The organism is Enterococcus dispar ATCC 51266 (assembly GCF_000406945.1).
Lineage (GTDB): Bacteria > Bacillota > Bacilli > Lactobacillales > Enterococcaceae > Enterococcus_C > Enterococcus_C dispar.
Genome location: NZ_KE136354.1, coordinates 764,579 through 784,120, shown reverse-complemented (window position 1 = coordinate 784,120; position 19,542 = coordinate 764,579). Strand labels below are relative to the sequence as shown.

14 protein-coding genes are annotated in these 19,542 nt (G+C 37.3%); 1 reads left to right on the top strand and 13 read right to left on the bottom strand.

The features are described 5' to 3' along the window. Window positions 1-57: 57 nt before the first annotated feature. The 12 genes from budA to pcrA all read right to left on the bottom strand — a co-directional run bounded on the left by budA (window position 58) and on the right by pcrA (window position 15,471). The gene (gene budA / locus RK01_RS03735) at window positions 58-771 is read right to left on the bottom strand and encodes an acetolactate decarboxylase (RefSeq protein ID WP_016171943.1); all 714 of its coding nucleotides are present in this window, start codon (window positions 769-771) and stop codon (window positions 58-60) included. Between the two features lie 80 nt (window positions 772-851). Continuing rightward, window positions 852-2,504, bottom strand: a complete 1,653-nt coding sequence (alsS, locus tag RK01_RS03730; protein WP_016171942.1) for an acetolactate synthase AlsS — start codon at window positions 2,502-2,504, stop codon at window positions 852-854. Between the two features lie 239 nt (window positions 2,505-2,743). Further along, window positions 2,744-3,559 carry a bifunctional hydroxymethylpyrimidine kinase/phosphomethylpyrimidine kinase gene (gene thiD, locus RK01_RS03725; protein WP_016171941.1) on the bottom strand — a complete coding sequence of 272 codons (816 nt, stop codon included), beginning with the start codon at window positions 3,557-3,559 and terminating at the stop codon, window positions 2,744-2,746. A 226-nt stretch (window positions 3,560-3,785) separates the two neighbouring features. Then, complete coding sequence (locus RK01_RS13605) at window positions 3,786-3,941, bottom strand: hypothetical protein (RefSeq protein ID WP_155855679.1); 156 nt, start codon at window positions 3,939-3,941, stop codon at window positions 3,786-3,788. A 264-nt stretch (window positions 3,942-4,205) separates the two neighbouring features. Beyond that, entirely contained in the window at window positions 4,206-5,585 is a 1,380-nt protein-coding gene (gene rlmD / locus RK01_RS03720) for a 23S rRNA (uracil(1939)-C(5))-methyltransferase RlmD (RefSeq protein WP_016171940.1), read from the bottom strand. 145 nt (window positions 5,586-5,730) lie between these two features. Beyond that, window positions 5,731-6,783, bottom strand: a complete 1,053-nt coding sequence (locus tag RK01_RS03715; RefSeq protein WP_016171939.1) for a diacylglycerol kinase — start codon at window positions 6,781-6,783, stop codon at window positions 5,731-5,733. A 7-nt stretch (window positions 6,784-6,790) separates the two neighbouring features. Continuing rightward, window positions 6,791-8,221: an Asp-tRNA(Asn)/Glu-tRNA(Gln) amidotransferase subunit GatB gene (gatB, locus tag RK01_RS03710; protein ID WP_016171938.1), complete on the bottom strand. Its 1,431-nt coding sequence runs from the start codon at window positions 8,219-8,221 to the stop codon at window positions 6,791-6,793. Further along, window positions 8,221-9,690, bottom strand: coding sequence for an Asp-tRNA(Asn)/Glu-tRNA(Gln) amidotransferase subunit GatA (gene gatA, locus RK01_RS03705; protein WP_016171937.1), 1,470 nt, complete (start codon window positions 9,688-9,690; stop codon window positions 8,221-8,223). Before gatA ends, gatB begins: the two co-directional genes overlap by 1 nt. Then, window positions 9,690-9,995 carry an Asp-tRNA(Asn)/Glu-tRNA(Gln) amidotransferase subunit GatC gene (gatC, locus tag RK01_RS03700; RefSeq protein ID WP_016171936.1) on the bottom strand — a complete coding sequence of 102 codons (306 nt, stop codon included), beginning with the start codon at window positions 9,993-9,995 and terminating at the stop codon, window positions 9,690-9,692. The genes gatA and gatC overlap by 1 nt, the downstream gene beginning before the upstream one ends. Window positions 9,996-10,090: 95 nt before the next feature. After that, window positions 10,091-11,185 carry a CamS family sex pheromone protein gene (locus RK01_RS03695; RefSeq protein ID WP_016171935.1) on the bottom strand — a complete coding sequence of 365 codons (1,095 nt, stop codon included), beginning with the start codon at window positions 11,183-11,185 and terminating at the stop codon, window positions 10,091-10,093. Next, window positions 11,175-13,202, bottom strand: a complete 2,028-nt coding sequence (gene ligA / locus RK01_RS03690) for an NAD-dependent DNA ligase LigA (RefSeq protein WP_016171934.1) — start codon at window positions 13,200-13,202, stop codon at window positions 11,175-11,177. The genes RK01_RS03695 and ligA overlap by 11 nt, the downstream gene beginning before the upstream one ends. 22 nt (window positions 13,203-13,224) lie before the next feature. Then, window positions 13,225-15,471 (bottom strand): DNA helicase PcrA, encoded by a 2,247-nt coding sequence (gene pcrA / locus RK01_RS03685; RefSeq protein WP_420864520.1) that lies wholly within the window; start codon window positions 15,469-15,471, stop codon window positions 13,225-13,227. Between the two features lie 218 nt (window positions 15,472-15,689). Here pcrA and RK01_RS03680 point away from each other — a divergent pair, with 218 nt between their 5' ends. Then, window positions 15,690-17,216 carry a ClC family H(+)/Cl(-) exchange transporter gene (locus RK01_RS03680; RefSeq protein WP_016171932.1) on the top strand — a complete coding sequence of 509 codons (1,527 nt, stop codon included), beginning with the start codon at window positions 15,690-15,692 and terminating at the stop codon, window positions 17,214-17,216. A 32-nt stretch (window positions 17,217-17,248) separates the two neighbouring features. Here the strand turns inward: RK01_RS03680 and RK01_RS03675 are convergent, their stop codons facing one another. After that, window positions 17,249-19,540 (bottom strand): hypothetical protein, encoded by a 2,292-nt coding sequence (locus RK01_RS03675; RefSeq protein WP_016171931.1) that lies wholly within the window; start codon window positions 19,538-19,540, stop codon window positions 17,249-17,251. Window positions 19,541-19,542 lie beyond the last annotated feature (2 nt).

The window sequence follows — 19,542 nt, the reverse complement described above, 5'->3', positions numbered from 1 at the left end:
CATTACTCATCCCTTTTTCAAAATTAATATGAAATCCAATATCTTAACTATTACTTTTTATTCAGCTTCTTTAATGTCGTTAGCTATTTTTGAAATTTCGATTTCTTTTTCTAAATAGTCCGGATTTTCGGTAGGAAAATGTTGTCTGAACTCCGCTAATTCCATTAGTTCTACTTTTCCTTTGGCTATTGTAAAATCTAGTACATGTCCACCAAATTTATGGTCATCACTAATAAAATGTAGATGAAAACCCGCGGCAGCAGCCCCGTGAAATAATTCGGGCGTGAAAAATCCAACAATCGTTCCTGTTATGTTAGTTGCTTCAAACTCAGGTTGATTGCGCGCTATTTCTACAAAGCGCGGATATGGCTTCACTTGTTTGGGAGCTACGCGTACATGCATGTGCGTAAATGTCCCGTGAATTTTAATCGCAGCAAATAAATTATGACTAATCTTTTGCAAAATTTCTGTTTTCAAAGCATCATCATCACTAGCAGCAACAAAAAAATTACGATCCGATTCAAATTGCGTAACTGCTGCATAAGGCGTTAATTCTTCTCCTGTCAATCGATTAATTTTTCCTGTTTCATCAGCATGATAAATTGTACCGTCTAAAAAAATGACTTCGCCATTGGAACCTTCTAATGTTCCCAATCCAAAATCGCCATACTTGGACAGCGTGCCAATTTTTTCTGTTCCATCCATTAAATCTTGCATTAGACCACCTAAGGTCCCATGTTGATAAAGATAACTTGTCGTTTTCACAGTCATATTAAATCCTCTCCTATTTTGACTTTAGAAAAACATAGAATTCGTTTATGAAATACATAAACCACGTAAATATCTAAAATCTAATAAAATTGATCGGGTAAAATTGTCTTGCCTAATTCTTTGTTATCTGCGTAATCAACGGGTATATCAATTATTACCGGACCATCTGTAGCCAAACCTTCTTGGATTGCTTTTTCTAACTCTGATTTTGAAGTAGCTCGTAAGCCTTTGGCACCGAAAGCCTCAGCATATTTCACAAAATCAACAGAACCAAAATGCACACCAGATGAACGATCATATTTCATTTCTTCTTGGAATTCCACCATATTGTAACTTCCATCGTTCCAAATAAGATGGATAATTTTTTGTTTTAAACGCACTGCTGTTTCTAATTCTTGAGCAGAAAATAAAAAGCCACCATCTCCTGAAATAGAGAAAATTTGCGTATTTGGTCGTACCAATGCAGCTGAAATCGCCCATGGAAGAGCAACGCCTAATGTTTGCATCCCATTACTAAACAATAAATGTCTTGGTTCATAACTACGGAAATGACGCGCCATCCAAATATAATGGCTACCTACATCCACAGTAACAGTCATTTCATCTGAAACATTTTTTTGTAAAGTGTCAATAATTTCCAAAGGATGAACCTTTCCTTGTTTGATTGGATGTTCTTGCGTATTATGGCTCAATTTTGCTTGTAAAGTCGCTAAGTAATGGTTAGCGTCTGTTGATAAATGATAATTTTCAATGGCTTCACTTAACTTTTCAATTGTTTTTTCAATATTACCAATTAGTTCTACTTCTGGTTGCATATATTGATCAATTTCCATTGGTACTTCATCGATGACAACAATGCGCGCATCTTTTTCTGCGTTCCAGTTTCTAGCTTCGTACTCAATTGGATCATATCCCACCGCTACTACTAAATCACTACGTTTTAACAACATGTCCCCTGGTTGGTTGCGGAATAATCCCACACGGCCAAAAAAGTGTTCTTCTAATTTTCTAGAAATAATACCAGCACCTTGAAAAGTTTCCACAACAGGGATGCCAGTTTTTTCAACCAGTAGTCGAATCGCAGCTGTTTCTTTTTTACCAGAAGCTCGCATGCCTACTAATAGAGTGGGTAATTTTGCTTCTTTGATACGTTTTACTAATTCATTAATATCTGCATCAGAAGCAGCCCCTAGTTTTGGCGTTGCCAAAGGTTTAATCGCTGCTCCGTTAACCTTTCCATCAGTAACATCTTGCGGGATAGATAAAAAACTTGCGCCTTTTTTAGCTGTTTTTGCGATGCGATAAGCATTGGCAATATTTTCTGAAAGAGTATTAGGATCTTGTATTTCAGAACTATATTTAGTAATGGGTGCAAATAATGCTGCATTATTCATACTTTGGTGGGTTAATTTTGATAAATCTGCACGTTTTACTTGACCGGCCAAAGCTAAAACGGGATCACCTTCAGCTGTCGCTGTGACTAATCCTGTAGCTAAATTACTTGCCCCTGGACCACTAGTAGCAATTACCACACCCGGCTCCCCTGTTAAACGACCAATTGCTTGAGCCATAAAAGCCGCATTTTGTTCATGACGAGCAAGAATTAATTTGGGGCCATGATCGGCTAATGTATCAAAAACACCATCAATTTTGGCACCTGGAATTCCAAAAATAAATGGTACGTTATGATTTTCTAAACTATTAACAATGATTTCTGCACCTTTTTTACTCACTGTGTTACATCTCCTTGAAAAACTGTATCACTAACAAGAGTTAATATACCACTCATTTCTTTATTTATCAAAGATGATACACTAAAATTATCTGTTTTGCAGAAAAATATTTTCTACATTCTTTCAATTGAAAACTATGGACTTTAAACTGTGCTTAGTTAGTAACGATTCGATTTAAACTAAAAACAAGAGTATAAGCTTGTAATCAGGCTTTTACTCTTATTTTTAATCCACAACGCTTATGCTAATTCAAAATTATTACCTGCCCAATGATTAATGGGGCCAAATTTGTGGCCAATAATCAATTCTTCTGCAATAGCATGATTAACAAATTTTTTGGCAATTTTCACAGCGGTTAAGACATCGGTACCTTTTGCCAACTCAGCGGCAATACAAGCTGATAAGGAATCGCCAGTACCATTAATCCGATCTGTTTTGTGATAGGGCGCTTTTAACCAATGACTCTCACCTGTTTCTAACAACACGTAATCAGCAACATTTTTTTGCTTTTCACTTTGATGAGCACCTTTTATTACTATATTTTTAGCACCCATTTTTTGTAAAACAGCTGCGGCTGTGACAAAATCCTGTTCCTCTTTTAACGTTATCCCAGTTAATTTTTCTGCTTCGTAAAAATTGGGGGTTAAAACCGTAGCTAAAGGAAGTAATTCTTCTTTCAAAGTTGCTAGCGCATCTTCTTCAATGAGCATATTACCGTGTTTGGTTACAATTACAGGATCTACGACTAACGGTCCAAAATCATATAAGCGATAGTTTTTAGCGACAGTTTTGATTAATTCAGAGTTTGCCAGCATTCCCGTTTTACTCGCTCTAATCTTGTAATCTGCGGCCAATAATTCAAATTCTTTATCAATAAATGTTGTAGGTAATGTAATACTTGCTTGAATACCATAGGAATTACCTGCTACACAAGCCGTAATGACAGAAGCACCATACACCTTTCTGGCAAAAAATGTATGTAAATCCGCCTGCATACCAGCAGATCCATCACTATCAGAGCCTGCGATTGTTAAAGCTTGTGGGTATTGTTCCATTTTCCATATCTCCTTTTTATATCAGTGACAATTCTAATCAAAAGAACGAATAGAATCGACTAATACAGCATAATTAAACTCGTTTGAAGTACAAATTTAAACAATCAAACATATAACTAGCCTATTATTTTAATCATAAGAGTATTTTCTTATGTACTTGCTTATTTGAATCAACTCTCACGCTTCTCTAAATGATTAAAACCTATTCTTCTTTCTGGTAATCTTGTCACCAATTTTCTTTTGGGTATTCTAATTGATAGAACATTCCATCTGCCATTACTTGAAAAACACGCTTTTCTTTTGCCACAATACCATCTGGGGGTACCAAATAGAACGTAATTTCACGATTATTGGCCCCCGCATTTGTACCATAGATGACCACACTATTATTATATCACCCTTACTAATTTTCTTGTTTTTTTAGCTTTGAATATAGGATGTATATTCTTTAAAAGATTAATGCATAAAATGTATTTTAAGTCTCTAATAACTTATCAATGCTAAAATTTTCGCGAGATTATCATTTATATTCTCGTATACAACAAAGACGCCTCTAAAAAGAGACGTCTTTGTTGTAATTTCCCGTGCAACGCAAAACTTTTTATTCAATTTAACAACTCTCTCAGCCAGTAAAAGACACAAAGGATTAATCCTTTGTTAATAGTCCTACCGTTTCAACATGTGTAGTTTGTGGGAATAAGTCAACTGGCTGGATTTTTTTACACGTATACCCTTTAGCCTTAAAATCAACCAGATCACGGGCCATTGTCCCTGGGTTACATGAAATATAAATAATTTTTTCTGGCTTCATATCACAAGCCGCGTTAATAAAATCAGTCGTTAAGCCTTTTCGTGGTGGATCGACAAAGATAACAGCTGGCTGCATTTCTTCTTTTGACCATTGTCCCATTACCTTGGTCGCATCACCTACTAAGTAAGTCGCATTATCAATTTCATTTAATTTCGCATTTTTCTTGGCATCCGCTACTGCTTCAGGGATTGATTCCATCCCATAAACGTGTTTGACACGATCTGCAACGGATAAACCAATAGTCCCTATCCCAGCGTAGGCATCAATCACTACATCGTCAGGTTGTAAGGCAGCCATTTCAAAAGCAGTTTCATATAGAACTTCGGTTTGCTCTGTATTGACTTGATAAAAAGACTTGGCAGAGATACGGAAAGTTTTTCCCAATAATGTATCTTCAATATAATCTGTCCCATAAAGAACTTTTTCGTGTTCCCCTAAAATAACGTTGGTTTTTTCTGTATTAACATTTTGCATGACACTAACAACTGCGGGGAGTTCTTTGTGGATTTGGGCCGCAATTTCTTCACCTTTAAAGAACTTATTGCGCAATGTTACCAACACTACCATCATTTGACGAGAATAATGGCCTTGTCGAATTACAATATGACGCAATAAACCTTCGTGTTGTTGTTCGTTATAGGCCTTTACATTAAATCGTTCTAAAATATCGCGAATTTTAATAATTGCGGCATCAATGGCTGGATCTTGGATATAGAAGTCTTCAATTGCCACCAAATCATGGCTATTCTTACGATAAAAACCGGTTTGGAGCTTTCCATCTTTGCGGCGCACAGGAATTTGAGCTTTATTACGATAGCCTTCAGGTTTTGCCATTCCAATTGTAGGTAGTACTGGAATAGTGGGCATTTTAGCAATTTTTTGCAAAACAGTTTCAACTTGTTTTTGTTTAAAGAGTAACTGTTCTTCATATGCTAAGTGACTTAAAGGCGCAATACCAGTCCGTAATAAATCTTCATTGGGAATATCTACCCGTTTTGGACTTTTTTCCAAATAAGAAATAACTTTACCAATCCCAAATTTTTTGCCTACTTTAATCACTTTTAGATTAACTTTTTCACCAGGAAGAGCGTTATCAACAAATAACGGATAATGGTCAATTTTAGCCACACCCATTCCTTCATAGGTTAAATCAGAAATGCTGACTTCATACACATTATTTTTTTCTACTGGATATACTTGATCTGTTTTTTTCATAGTTCCTCCTAAATTTAGAACAAAAAACAACCACTTGGGTTGCTGACTGATTTTTCATAAAACAATCCTTGTTTATTCTAAGGCATAAGCTAGACATATACAACCAAAAACTCCACATCCGTCTTTATGAATGTGGAGTTTATAATTATTTCTTATCATTTTGATCGGCAATTTTGCCATCGCCATCAATATCTTCATCTGTCAATTTTTCGACTTCTTTAATAAAATCACGACTTACTTCTTCGTATTCCGCTTCCTCTTCTTCATAACCCACTACGGCATCATCGGGAATCGCATCGAGATTGGCGTACATTTCGATATGATGATGATGATTGACAAACGTCATGGGCGCATCGCCACCATATTCGCCATCGAGATTAATCATCAGTTGATTTTTTTCACCAATTGTATCCACTTCTAAGTGACTTGTTTTGGTATAAATAATCCGTTTGTCATTGATATGCTTACCACCGTTCAACATTAAAGCCACCAAATGGACAATTTCAAAAATATTGGCAGTCTTCACAATGATTAGTGAAAACTTACCATCATCCAATTTTGCATCGGGAGCAATTTGTTCAAAGCCACCAACTGAGTTCGTTAAAGCCAAGAAAAACATCGAAGCATTTCCTTTGTATTCGCCTTCGTCATATTTTAAATGCATTTTAATAGGTTTTACCCGGGGCAATAATTCTGCGCCTTTAGCTAAGTAGGCTAAATACCCAAAAATACTTTTTAATTCAGAAGGAACATCATAGGTCAGTTCAGTCAAATGACCACCAGCAGCAATATTAATAAAATAATTTTCTCTGGCTTGACCAATATCCATTTTAATCGTTTGTTTTTTCAAAATGACTTCAGCGGCAGCTTTTAGATTGTCACGAGGAATTTTTAAAGCTCTGGCGTAGTCGTTTGTAGTTCCTGCCGGGATAATCGCCATTTTAGGACGTTTCTTTAAAGGGGCAATACCGTTAACGACTTCGTTAATGGTACCGTCACCACCGGCGGCAACAATTAAGTCAAAGCCAGCTTTGGCAGCCCGGGTAGCTTCATTTTTTGCTGAATTTGGTTCAGGGGTTGTAGCAAAAGCACTTGCTTCAAAACCCGCTTGCTCCAAAACTTGTAAAATATCGGCTAAACTGCGTTTGGTGGCCTCTTTACCTGAAGTTGGATTGTAAATTACACGTGCTTTTTTCATACTCTTATTAACGTTTGGCCAATTCAGTCTGTAACAATTGGTTCACAACGGCTGGATTCGCTTTTCCTTTCGTTTGTTTCATAATTTGTCCTACTAAGAAGCCCACAGCGCGATCCTTACCATTTTTAAAATCTTCAATCGATTGTGCATTGTTATCTAAAACTTCATTGATGATTGGCAGCAATTGCGCTGGATCAGATAATTGAACTAATCCTTTTGCTTCCACGACCGCTTTGGCATCGCCACCGTTTTGAATCAATTCACGGAAAACTTTTTTGGCAATTTTTGAACTGATCGTGCCATCTTGGATTAAGACAATCATTCCGGCCAAGTTAGCTGGTGATAGTTGGGTTTCGCCTAATTCAAGCTTTTCGCTATTTAAGTAAGCTGAAACTTCACCCATTAGCCAATTGGAAGCCAATTTTGCATCTGCACCGGCAGCAAGTGTCGCTTCAAAGAAATCAGACATTTCTTTGGTTAAGGTCAAGACTTTTGCATCGTATTCTGGTAAGCCAAATTCATTGATGTAACGTAAACGCCGAGAAGCTGGCAGCTCAGGTAAAGTCGCTTTTACTTTACTAATCCATTCATCATCAATAACAAACCGGGGAATATCAGGTTCTGGGAAGTAACGGTAATCACTTGAACCTTCTTTAACCCGCATTAAAATTGTTTTATTTGTGGTTTCATCAAAGCGACGTGTTTCTTGTTGAATTTCACCACCGGCAAGTAATACTTTTGCTTGGCGTTTTTCTTCAAAAGCTAAACCTTTTTTAACAAAGCTCATGGAATTTAAGTTTTTCAATTCCGTTTTCGTCCCGAATTCTTCTTGTCCATACGGGCGAATGGAAATATTGGCATCACAACGCATAGAGCCTTCTTCCATTTTCACATCTGATACATCAGTAAATAGAATAATAGAACGCAACGCTTCTAAATAAGCATACGCTTCTTCAGGTGAGCGCATATCCGCTTCTGAAACAATTTCAATCAAAGGCGTGCCTTGACGATTTAAATCGACATAAGAATAGCCACCGATACCATGCATATTTTTACCGGCATCTTCTTCTAAATGCACTCGTTCAATCCGAATCTTTTTCTTTTTACCTTCTACTTCAATTTCGATCCAACCATCATGTCCGATTGGTTGATCAAACTGTGAAATTTGATAAGCTTTAGGATTATCAGGATAAAAATAGTTTTTGCGATCAAAATGGGTTTCTTTTGAAATTTCGCAATTTAATGCTAGCGCTGCTTTCATACCAAATTCAACCGCCGCTTTATTCATTACTGGTAAAACACCGGGATAGCCCCAATCAATAACATTGGTATTACTGTTTGGTTCTGCTCCAAAATGAGCCGGTGCAGGTGAGAAGATTTTAGAGTTGGTTTTTAGTTCCACGTGAACTTCTAACCCAATAACTGTTTCAAAATTCATTATTTATTCCCCCCTAAAATCACTGGTTTTTGTAAATGGAAATCAGTAGCACCTTCAAAAGCTGCTGCCGCTTGATACATTGTGACTTCATCAAATTGTTTGCCAATAATTTGTAAGCCTACCGGTAACCCTTCTGAAAATCCAGCTGGAATCGACATTCCTGGCAGGCCTGCCAAGTTAACTGGAATCGTCAAAATATCACTCATATACATTGTAATCGGATCGTTGATTTTTTCACCTAAGCCAAAAGCGACAGTGGGTGAAGCTGGCCCAATAATTAAATCATAATCATTAAACACTTTATCAAAATCTTGTTTGATTAACGTCCGTACTTGACCCGCCTTTTTGAAATATGCGTCATAATAACCCGCGCTTAATGAGAAGGTACCTAGCATAATCCGTCGTTTAACTTCGGTACCAAAGCCTTCGCTACGTGATTTCACATAAACATCTTCTAAGTTTGCGACATCTTCAGCACGGAAGCCATAGCGAATACCATCAAAACGTTGCAAGTTTGAACTTGCTTCAGAAGAAGCGATAATGTAATATACCGCAACGCCATATTTTGAATGGGGTAAACTTACCTCTTCAACTGTCGCACCTAATTTTTCAAAGGTAGCAGCGGCCTTTTCAATGGCTGCTTTAACGCCAGGATCTACACCTTCGCCAAGATACTCTTTAGGCAACCCAATTTTAAGACCTTTCACGCCTTTTTCAAGATTAGCGGTAAAATCTGGCACAGAAATACCAGAGCTAGTACCATCTTTTTCATCGTATCCACTAATAGCATTTAATGTTAAGGCATTATCTTTCACATTGCGGGTTAAAGGTCCAATTTGGTCTAAAGAAGACGCAAAAGCAATTAAGCCAAAGCGAGAGACACGACCATATGTTGGTTTCATTCCCACAATTCCATTAAATGCAGCTGGTTGGCGAATAGAGCCTCCAGTATCGCTACCTAAAGATACTGGAACTTGCCCTGCAGCGACTGCTGCCGCCGAACCACCAGAAGAACCCCCTGGTACTTTGGTTTCATCCCAAGCATTTTTGGTTTTTTTGAAGTAAGAAGTCTCACTACTGCCGCCCATAGCAAATTCATCCATGTTTAATTTTCCAACAGGAATCATATCTGTTTGATAAACTTTATCCATAACGGTTGCATCATAAACCGGTTCAAAATTTGATAAAATTTTGGAAGCCGCAGTGGTTAAAATATCTTTAGTGACAATATTGTCTTTAATCCCAATTGGAATACCCGCTAAAATATTGTCTTCTGTTATACCTTTTAAATCTAAAGCTTTAGCTTGGGCTAGTGCTTTTTCTTCATTAACCGTAATAAAAGCCTCTACTTTTGGTTCTGTCTCTTTAATTCGTGCGATTGTAGCTGCTGTTAAATCAGTAGCTGTAATTTCTTTTGAAACGAGTAAATCATGTAAATCACTCAAATTTTTATCGTACAATTTTTCCATTAAGCGCCAGCCTCCCCATTATCAATAATCGCCGGTACTTTAATAAAGCCGTCTTCTTTTTCTGGTACATTCTTCATTAAATCATCCCGATTCATGCCCGCTTCTGCGCGGTCAGGGCGCATAACATTGACTGTTTCCACCACATTGGAAGTAAATGGAACACCAGTTGTATCTACTTCTTCTAAAAGTTCGACCATTTCGATAATTTTTCCTAATTGGTCGGTGAATTCTGCTGCTTCTGTTTTGGTAAATGAAAGTTTTGCAAGTTTTGCTACATGCAGGACTTGTTCTTCATTAATTGCCATACTACCCCTTCTTTCTTGCCACTAAGTATTTCAAAAGAAACATAAAATACTTTTTCTTTTCTATAATGAAATAATTCTGCCTATTTTTCAAGTCACTAATTGAAAATATAGGAAATAATCTCTTTTTGTTCGCTTTTTTTGGCGACAAAAGCTTGTGGTCCTTCGACAGAATTAATTTGAACCTCAACATTGCCGCTGACAGAATCAAAAATAGACTCTACTTGTTTGCCAACATACTGTGTAAAGCTAGTTATTTCCGTTTTACTATAATACTTTGTTTCAATATTTATCGTCAAACTTTCGACTTGTTCATCTGTGTAGTAAATTTCCCCAGTTACACCGACTAGATTGGGGAAGAAGTTTTGAACAGCCGATTGAAAAGAATTGAACTTTGTACTCATTCCATCTTGTGTCGCTGTATTTTTCGTATCAGACGCCACAGGTAACGATAAATGGCTCTCATTTACCCCTTTAAAGTCAGCAATGGTCGTACCTCCATCTTTACTAACGGCTGTGTAAATATAATTGCCACCATTAATATCTTCTTTTGAAGCTTGCTCAAAAATTCCTACCACAATTGGAATATTCTTTAGACCATCCATTTTACGTACTCTTGTTAAAACTGCGTTGATTGTTTTTCGGGCATTGGCCATTAATTCATCCCGAGAAATCGCGGTCTCACTATCATTACTATAGTAGACCGAATTAAAAGCAAAACCTAAAGACATGCCGGCTAAGGTTTTTCCATCCTCTTTTAAGAAATCTTGTTCCATTAATTGTTGAAAAATAATGGGTTGCTTTTCATCAGCAGGATTTAACCCTTGATTGTTTTCATCTGAATTACGCGCTAACCATTTTTCAATTGTATCGTAGTCTAATTTTTGACCTTCTTGAAAGAAATATTTATCTGGAGAAAAAGTTTGGTGAGACAAGCGTAATAGACCTGTTTCAAAATTATCCTGATTGTAGCCACTGTTTAATTTAGTGGCATTTAATTCTCTTGCTGCACTTGTTTTATAGCGTCCGTCATTAATGACAGCTTGATATTCTGAGCGATCTATTCGGCCTGTTGTCATATTACCGCCATCTGTTTTACCATTATCGACATTACTGACACCCTTATCTAAATTGCCACAACCAGCCAGTAGCAGCAATAAGGCACTCGTTAAAAATAATGATTTAATCTTCATGAACTAAACTCCGATCTAAAGCCTCTACCATCTGCTGCTCGTTCCAGACAGTAATCCCCAATTCTTCTGCTTTTAAAAGTTTGCTGCCTGCCTCTTCGCCAGCCACCACGATATCAGTTTTCTTTGAAACACTACCTGTTACTTTACCACCTAGATTTTCAATTTTTTCTTTGGCTTCATTGCGATTATAATGAGTTAATTTGCCTGTTAAAACAATTGTTTTGCCATTAAAAGGAGAATCTATCTCACTCTGGTTTAAAATACGTCCTTTAAAATCAAAATTTACGCCTGCAGTTTTTAATTCCTGTAAAAGGTCGTGGACTTCTTCATTTTCAAAATACGTGACAATACTGTCGGCGATGGTTTCTCCTAAAGTATCCAAAACAACAATACTTTCTTTATCTGCTTTGGCAATCGCCTCAAGATTACCAAAATTTTCGGCTAATATTTTTGCCGCTTTAGATCCTACATGTCGAATACCCAAACCAAATAATAAACGTTCAACCGAATTATCTTTACTAGCACGAATAGCTTGTAAGATATTATTAGCTGATTTTTCTTTTATTTTTGGCAAAGTCAATAATTGTTCTTCGGTTATACTATATAATCCAGCTACATCTGTCAGTAGCTGATGGTCATACATTTGCGCTAAAACTTTAGGACCCAAACCATCAATATTCATAGCATCCCGTGAGACAAAATGGCGCAATCCTTCTTTAATTAAAGCCGGACATTTTGGATTGATACAACGTAGTGCCACTTCCTCATCTAAATGGACTAACTCACTACCACAAACAGGACATTTTGTAGGAATAGGGTAGGGTTCACTATCTTTTTTTCGTAAATCTAAAACAACTTGTGAGACTTCAGGAATAATATCTCCTGCTTTATAGATAGTTACTGTATCTCCAATGCGTAAGTCTTTTTGCTTTATAAAATCAACATTATGCAAACTGGCACGACTCACTGTGGTACCCGCCACCCGTACCGGAGTCATTACTGCAGTTGGGGTGACAACACCGGTTCGTCCAATCGTCCATTCGATGTCTAAAAGTTCTGTCTGGGCTTCTTCAGGAGGAAATTTATATGCCGTAGCCCATCGTGGTGCCTTAACAGTAAAGCCTAATTCATCTTGCTGGTGAAAATCATTGACTTTGATAACAACACCATCAATTTCATAAGGCAATGTGGTTCGACGGGCTTGAAATTCTTCAATATAATCCCAAATTTCAGCAATATCTTTGCATAAGCGTCGCTCGCGATTAACATGGAAACCAATATTTTCCAACTGCTTTAAAGCGGCAGATTGGCTATCAACATGTAGTGGACCAAAATCTACTACTGTATATAAAAAGGTATCTAAATTTCGTTTAGCGGTTACTTTTGGATCTAATTGACGCAAGCTTCCAGCCGCAGCATTGCGAGGATTGGCAAAAATTGCTTGTCCTAATTCATCGCGTTTTTCATTTAAAGCCACAAAAGACTTTTTGGGCATAAAACACTCCCCGCGCACTTCAATAGTTAGTGGTTCTTCTAGCCGTAGTGGAATCGAACGAACAGTTTTTAAATTCTCCGTAATGTTTTCTCCTACAGTTCCATCGCCACGAGTAGCACCTCGAACAAAAAGACCTTCTTCGTAGCGTAATGTCACAGACAACCCATCAATTTTCAACTCACAGATATAAGATACATTCTCCCCTAACTCTTTGGTTACACGATTAATAAAAGCCTTAATTTCTTCTTTATTAAAAACATCATTTAAGCTGTACAAAGGAACATCATGAACAACTTTTTCAAATCCTTGTAAGACTTGTCCGCCCACTCGTTGGGTTGGAGAGTCAGCAGTTGTAAGCTCTGGATATTGCGTTTCGATTGCTACTAAATCGTGATAGAGTTTGTCGTAAACATAATCTTCTACGGTTGGATTATCTTTGACATAATATTCATAAGCATATTTATTTAATTCTTGCCTTAATGCGGCCGCTTTTTTGGTTAACTCCGCCATTGATTCTGACATATCCATTTTTCCTTTCTAAAAACTAAATTTTTTCGATGGGAGCAAAGGCTGCTAAAAGGCGCTTAATCCCTTGTTCTGGAAAAGCTACGTCTAATTCCATATCTTTAGCAGTACCATTAGTTTTTACGACAGTGCCAATCCCCCATTTTTTATGACGCAGTTTATCTCCCACTTGCCATGCGGCTTGTTCACCACCGGTACTTTGCTTAGCACTTACACCAGCAACAGAAGGCTGCTGATATGCCGGTTTCGTCGCATATGCTTTTCGTGTTGCAAAAGGACGATTATTAGTTGGCTGCACTACTTGACCAGGCTTTGTTAGTAGATCTTCTTCTATTTCCTCTACAAAGCGTGAGGGACGATTATATTGTGTCTTACCATATAGCGTTCGTGTGAAAGCATTCGTCAGATATAACTCTTCTTCTGCTCTAGTGATACCAACGTAAGCCAAACGCCGTTCTTCTTCCAATTCACTTTCTTCCATCAGAGCGCGTGATAATGGGAATACCCCTTCTTCTAGTCCAATCAAAAAGACAACTGGAAATTCCAAACCTTTAGCGGCATGAAGTGTCATCAGGGTAATTTGACTATTAGATTCTTCAAAGCTATCAACATCAGATAGTAAGGCTAAATCATTTAAAAAGACCGATAATTTATCATCCACATTTTCCAAGTCTTCTGAGTTTTCTCGTTCATAATTTTTATCAAATTCTTGAGTTACAGTTAAAAACTCCTCTAAGTTTTCGAGGCGATTTTGAGCTTCCAAAGTGTTTTGGCGTTTTAACTCGTCTTCGTAACCACTTTTGGCTAAAACTTCTTTGGTTAATTCGGTCACGGTTAAAAAAGAACGCATTTTTTGAAAATTAGCCATTAATTCAGCGAAATTTTCAAGCTCTTTACCGGCTTTACCGCTAATATTGGCTAAGGCTGAATTGCTGGCAGCTTCCAAAAGCGAAAAACCATGAAGATTGCCAAATTGCCGCAATTTTTCTAAAGACGTAGCTCCAATACCTCTTTTGGGCACGTTGACAATTCGCTCAAAGCTTAATGAATCCGCCGGGTTGGCGATGACTTGCAAATAAGCCAAAATATCTTTAATTTCTTTACGATCGTAGAACTTATGACCACCTACCATTTTGTATGGCATGTTGGATTTTAATAGCGTTTCTTCTACCACCCGAGATTGCGCATTGGTACGATACAAAATAGCAAAGTCACCATAATCGCGCTGCGCTTCACGGCGTTTTGTCTGAATTTCACTAACAATAAAACGTGCTTCGTCACGCTCATTATCTCCGCGATAATAAGTAATTTTTTCGCCTGCATCATTTTCAGTCCATAATTTTTTATCTTTACGGTTTTGATTATTTTGAATCACTTGATTGGCCGCGGTTAAAATATTTTGCGTCGAACGATAATTTTGCTCCAACAAAATGACTTTAGCATCGGGATAATCTTTTTCAAAATCCAAAATATTCTGCATATCCGCGCCACGCCAACCATAAATACTTTGATCGGCATCTCCTACAACACATAAATTTTTAAAACGTGCAGCTAACATATTTACTAAAGTATATTGTGCATGGTTAGTATCTTGATATTCATCAACATGAATATAATGAAATTTATTTTGATAATAGTACAAAGAATCTGGATGCTCATGAAACAAACGGATAGTATTCATGATTAAATCATCAAAATCCATACATTCATTAACTTTTAGTTCTTGTTGATACATATCATAACAACGCGCAACAATTTCTTCAAAAAAAGCTCCTTGTTGTGCTTCATAGTCCCTGGGTGTTAAGAGTGCATTTTTTGCATTGGAAATAGCCGCTAAAATAGAACGGGGATCATATTTTTTAGGATCAATATTCAGCTCTTTTAAAACGCGTTTCATCAATGTCAACTGCTCAGAACTGTCAATAATTGTAAAATTGCGAGAATAGCCAATAAAATCAACTTCGCGGCGTAAAATGCGGACACACATCGAATGGAAAGTAGATACCCAAACATCTTGTCCGCCAGCAGGAATAATCTTATTCACCCGCTCTTTCATTTCCTTGGCAGCTTTATTGGTAAAAGTAATCGCTAAAATATTCCAAGGATTCACTTCTTTTTCTTCAATTAAATAGGCAATTCTGTGGGTTAATACGCGCGTCTTGCCACTGCCTGCGCCCGCCATAATTAATAACGGACCTTCAGTTTGTTTCACGGCTTCTTTTTGACGAGGATTCATTCCCTCTAATAATGAATTGGGTGACACCAGACAACATCCTCTCTAATTCAATCTTTTTAATTATAGCATTTAAGCTTCCTTGGATAAATTGAAAAAGAAAAAAATGTTAGGTTTTTTATAAGTCAAATGAACCAGCAAAATAAGACCTGATATATAAAAGGCAATATTTATTTGTCCTGTACAAAAAAATCCGCTATGATAATAACGCAGTCTTTTGACAAGTGGATAAAAGAAATGGCGGGGTTTAGGTGAAAAATTTTTTAGATACGTTAGATAAGACAAAAATAAAATATATTGCTAAAGGAGTATTGGTTGGTACTTTAGCAGGGGTTGTCGTCAGTTTGTTTCGACTTGCAATTGAAAAAATCGGTGAAATGTTGCCTTATATTTATCATCAATTAAAGATTCACCCTTTGTGGTTAATCCCATGGAGCCTTTTGATGATTTTATTGGCTGTCGTCGTCGGATATTTGATTAAAAGTGAACCCAACATTAAAGGTAGTGGGATTCCACAAGTAGAAGGACAACTAAAAGATGATATTACAATTTCTTGGTGGTCCGTTTTATGGAAAAAATTTGTCGGCGGCATTTTAAGCGTCGGTATGGGACTTTTTCTGGGACGTGAAGGCCCCTCCATCCAGCTAGGCGCTAGCTGTGCTCAAGGAATTGCTACTAAAATGAAAGCAAGCAAAAGCGAAGAAAAAATTCTATTATCTAGTGGTGCTGCAGCGGGTTTAGCAGCAGCATTTAACGCCCCGGTGGCAGGTCTGTTATTTGTAGTGGAAGAAGTACATCATAACTTTTCGCCCCTTGTTTGGTTAACTTCTTTTGCAGCAGCATTAATGTCTAATTTTGTTTCTTTAACTTTTTTTGGGCTACAACCTGTATTACACCTTGGTGATATTCCTTCGCTTCCTTTAAAATATTATTGGCTACTCATTTTACTTGGTATCCTCCTAGGCGTTTTAGGCCGTTTTTATCAAATTATTTTACTGGCTCTAGATAAATGGTATACTTTTTTACCGTTACCCAGTTACTTTCGGGGTATTTTACCTTTTTTATTAGTAATTCCTGTGGGCTTATTCTTTCCTCATAGTTTGGGTGGTGGCAATCAAATTATTTTAGCTTTAGGACAACATTCACCCACTTTAATTGCGCTTTTGGGATTGCTTGGGTTGCGCTTTGCTTTTTCCATGATTTCCTATGGTTCGGGTTTACCAGGAGGAATTTTTTTACCCATCCTAACCTTGGGAGCAGTTATTGGCAGTCTATTTGCTAATTTAGCAGTGACAGTTTTTGGCCTGGAACCTTTTTTCGTGAAAGATTTTATTGTCATTGCGATGGCTGGCTACTTTGCGGCAATCGGGAAGGCACCTTTGACGGCAATTATTTTAGTTACTGAAATGGTTGGCTCACTGGTTCATTTAATGCCATTGGGTTTAACTGCCCTTGTTGCATATATTGTGGTAGATATTTTAGGTGGGGATCCAATTTATGAGTCACTATTAGAGCGCCTTGTGAAAAGTAAAAAAACGCATTTGACTGGACAGCGAACAACCGTAGAAATTCCAGTTTTATCTGGCAGTAAATTAGATGGAACTTTAGTACGAGATTTTGAATGGCCAGATCATATGCTGTTAGCATTACTACATCGTGGGGACCGCGAAATTCTACCTCATGGCGATACCGTTATGAAAATTGGTGACACCTTAGAAATATTGACAGATACTACTCATGCTAGTGCTATTATTCGTCGTATCAAAGAACAAATGTAAAAAGCGAGACCCAAGTTGGGTCTCGCTTTTTATTATTCTTGCGGGAATAAATAAATCATTGAATAAGGGGTACCTGAAAAAATATTTGAAATCATATTACCTGCTAACACTTGATGCCAAAATCGATTTTGGTGCCCATTGTTTCCCCAAAAAATACCAATGTGGCAATCGGCACCATATTCTCCCCAACGTCCTTCAAGATATAAAATATCTCCTTTTTTCGCCCGGCCGCTTTTTAGTAATGCATTAATCGAGCCGTAAGTATAATATTTACAATTTTTCTTTAAAGCATCGCGCCATAATGTGGCATTAGCCGCACCACCATAACCTAAGCGAGTAATCGGTGCTAAGTTAGCGCCGCTATTACGCATAGCCGCAGCCACAAAACCGGTACAATTCATTCCTTGCCCATATTTATTGGGCTTCCCCTTTGGCTGCATAAATACTTCTTGATTACTAATCCCACCATAACCGAGTCCGCGATAACGCGTTCCAACATAAAAACCATTTTTCTCATTAGCACTCAGATGCTTTACTACTCTTGCGCGACTTGTCCCTAAATAAGACGCTGCACCTTTTTTAATTCGTACCGCTCCGCTATTGACATAGCCTAACCATTTACCTTTCGTGCTGTAAATAGAGTAATATTTTGCGCCGTTAAAATGTTGATAATATCCTCTTACTTGAACAGTTTGGTTAAAGATAGAAGCCGTTTTCCCTCTTTTTTTGAAATTGAAATTATGATAGGTGGCATAATTTCGTGAAATAACCACACCTTCATTGCCTAATGTTTGATAGATTCCACCTTTGCCATTTCCTGTTTTAGCACTGGCAGCGTTTACGTAACCTAACCATTTGCCCTTATTGTCATAAACGGTATAATATCTAGCACCATTAAAATGCTCATAATAACCCCGAGCTTGATAAGTCTTTTTATACAAATTTTTTGTAGTTCGTAATTTTTTAAAATTGAAATTGCTATACATAGCATAATTGGCGCTGGTAAAGGTAATATAACGATTGCTACTTTGATATATACCGCCTTTGCCATTCCCTGTTTTAGCACTGGCAGCATTAACATAACCTAGCCATTTGCCTTTATTATCATAGACTGTATAGTATCGCGCACCGTTGAAGTGCTCATAGTAGCCCCGGGCTTGATAAGTTTTTTTATATAATCCTTTTGTGGTCCGCAACTTTTTAAAATCAAAATTACTATACAGAGCATAATTGGCACTCGTAAAAGTAATATAGCGATTACTACTTTGATAAATACCACCTTTGCCGTTACCTAGTTTAACCAGACTTTCTGGCACATAACCAATCCATTTCCCTTTATTATCATAGATTGTGAAATACTTTATGTCATTAAAATGAAGATAAAAACCACGAGATTCGTAAGTTTTTAAATAATATGCATTGGTTTTACTACGCTCATTTAAAGTAAAATCTTTGTAAATTTTACTGTTGTTTTTTACAAAAGTCACATATTGCTTATGAGATTTATAAAGACCACCTGCGTTGGTTGCTTTTAAGGCCGTCGCCTTTACAATTCCTATTTGCACGCCATTCTTATCTGTTAAAACTTCATAACGTGTACCATCAAAATCAAGATAATACCCCTTAGCTTTGAATGTTTTCCGTAAGATACTTTTTGTTGATTGGGGAGCTTGAGAAAAGTCATGAAACAATGCATCCATTTCTGTCGTCACAGCAAAATAATTATCTGATTCATAGAGAATTTCACTACCTTGGGGAAAAGCTGTCAGAGTAACCGACGTTGCTGACACGTAGCCAAGATCACCAGTTTTATCCCTAAGAAGATAATAATTTTGTTCTTCCAATGTAAATGTAGCTTTTACTTGGTAGGTTTTATTCAATTGCTCTTGCGTAGGCAAATTCCACGAGTCTAAATCAGCTAAATCTGGATATATTTTCAAATTAGCATTAGATTGGGTTAATGTTACATAATGTAAAGCATTTATTTGCTTTTTCGCTTTGGAAGCTATTTTATTATCCTCTTGGGACAAATTTTGTTTACCATCAGTTTCCGTTGTCGTTTCAGTAGTAGCAGTATTCTTCTCAGCGCTCATAGCAGTTTCTGAATTTTTTTCAAAGGTTTCAGCGACGCCCTCACTATCAGCAGGTGTCTCGTCTATTGTACTTTCCATCTGTTTTGTAGAATCTTCTGATATAGGAGGATTTGTCGTGGCGACATCCTCCATCTTCGTTGTATTTTCTGGTAAAACTTCTGCAATGGCTTGCACCGGTACCACACCTTGCAAGATACAAAGCAATCCAAACCAAACCCCTAGCTTTTTCATTT

Excerpts from the sequence above, each read along its gene's own strand:
- budA (WP_016171943.1), bottom strand. The coding sequence starts at position 771 with ATGACTGTGAAAACGACAAGTTATCTTTATCAACATGGGACCTTAGGT.
- thiD (WP_016171941.1), bottom strand. The coding sequence starts at position 3,559 with ATGGAACAATACCCACAAGCTTTAACAATCGCAGGCTCTGATAGTGAT.
- rlmD (WP_016171940.1), bottom strand. The coding sequence starts at position 5,585 with ATGAAAAAAACAGATCAAGTATATCCAGTAGAAAAAAATAATGTGTAT.
- RK01_RS03715 (WP_016171939.1), bottom strand. The coding sequence starts at position 6,783 with ATGAAAAAAGCACGTGTAATTTACAATCCAACTTCAGGTAAAGAGGCC.
- gatB (WP_016171938.1), bottom strand. The coding sequence starts at position 8,221 with ATGAATTTTGAAACAGTTATTGGGTTAGAAGTTCACGTGGAACTAAAA.
- gatA (WP_016171937.1), bottom strand. The coding sequence starts at position 9,690 with ATGGAAAAATTGTACGATAAAAATTTGAGTGATTTACATGATTTACTC.
- gatC (WP_016171936.1), bottom strand. The coding sequence starts at position 9,995 with ATGGCAATTAATGAAGAACAAGTCCTGCATGTAGCAAAACTTGCAAAA.
- RK01_RS03695 (WP_016171935.1), bottom strand. The coding sequence starts at position 11,185 with ATGAAGATTAAATCATTATTTTTAACGAGTGCCTTATTGCTGCTACTG.
- ligA (WP_016171934.1), bottom strand. The coding sequence starts at position 13,202 with ATGTCAGAATCAATGGCGGAGTTAACCAAAAAAGCGGCCGCATTAAGG.
- RK01_RS03675 (WP_016171931.1), bottom strand. The coding sequence starts at position 19,540 with ATGAAAAAGCTAGGGGTTTGGTTTGGATTGCTTTGTATCTTGCAAGGT.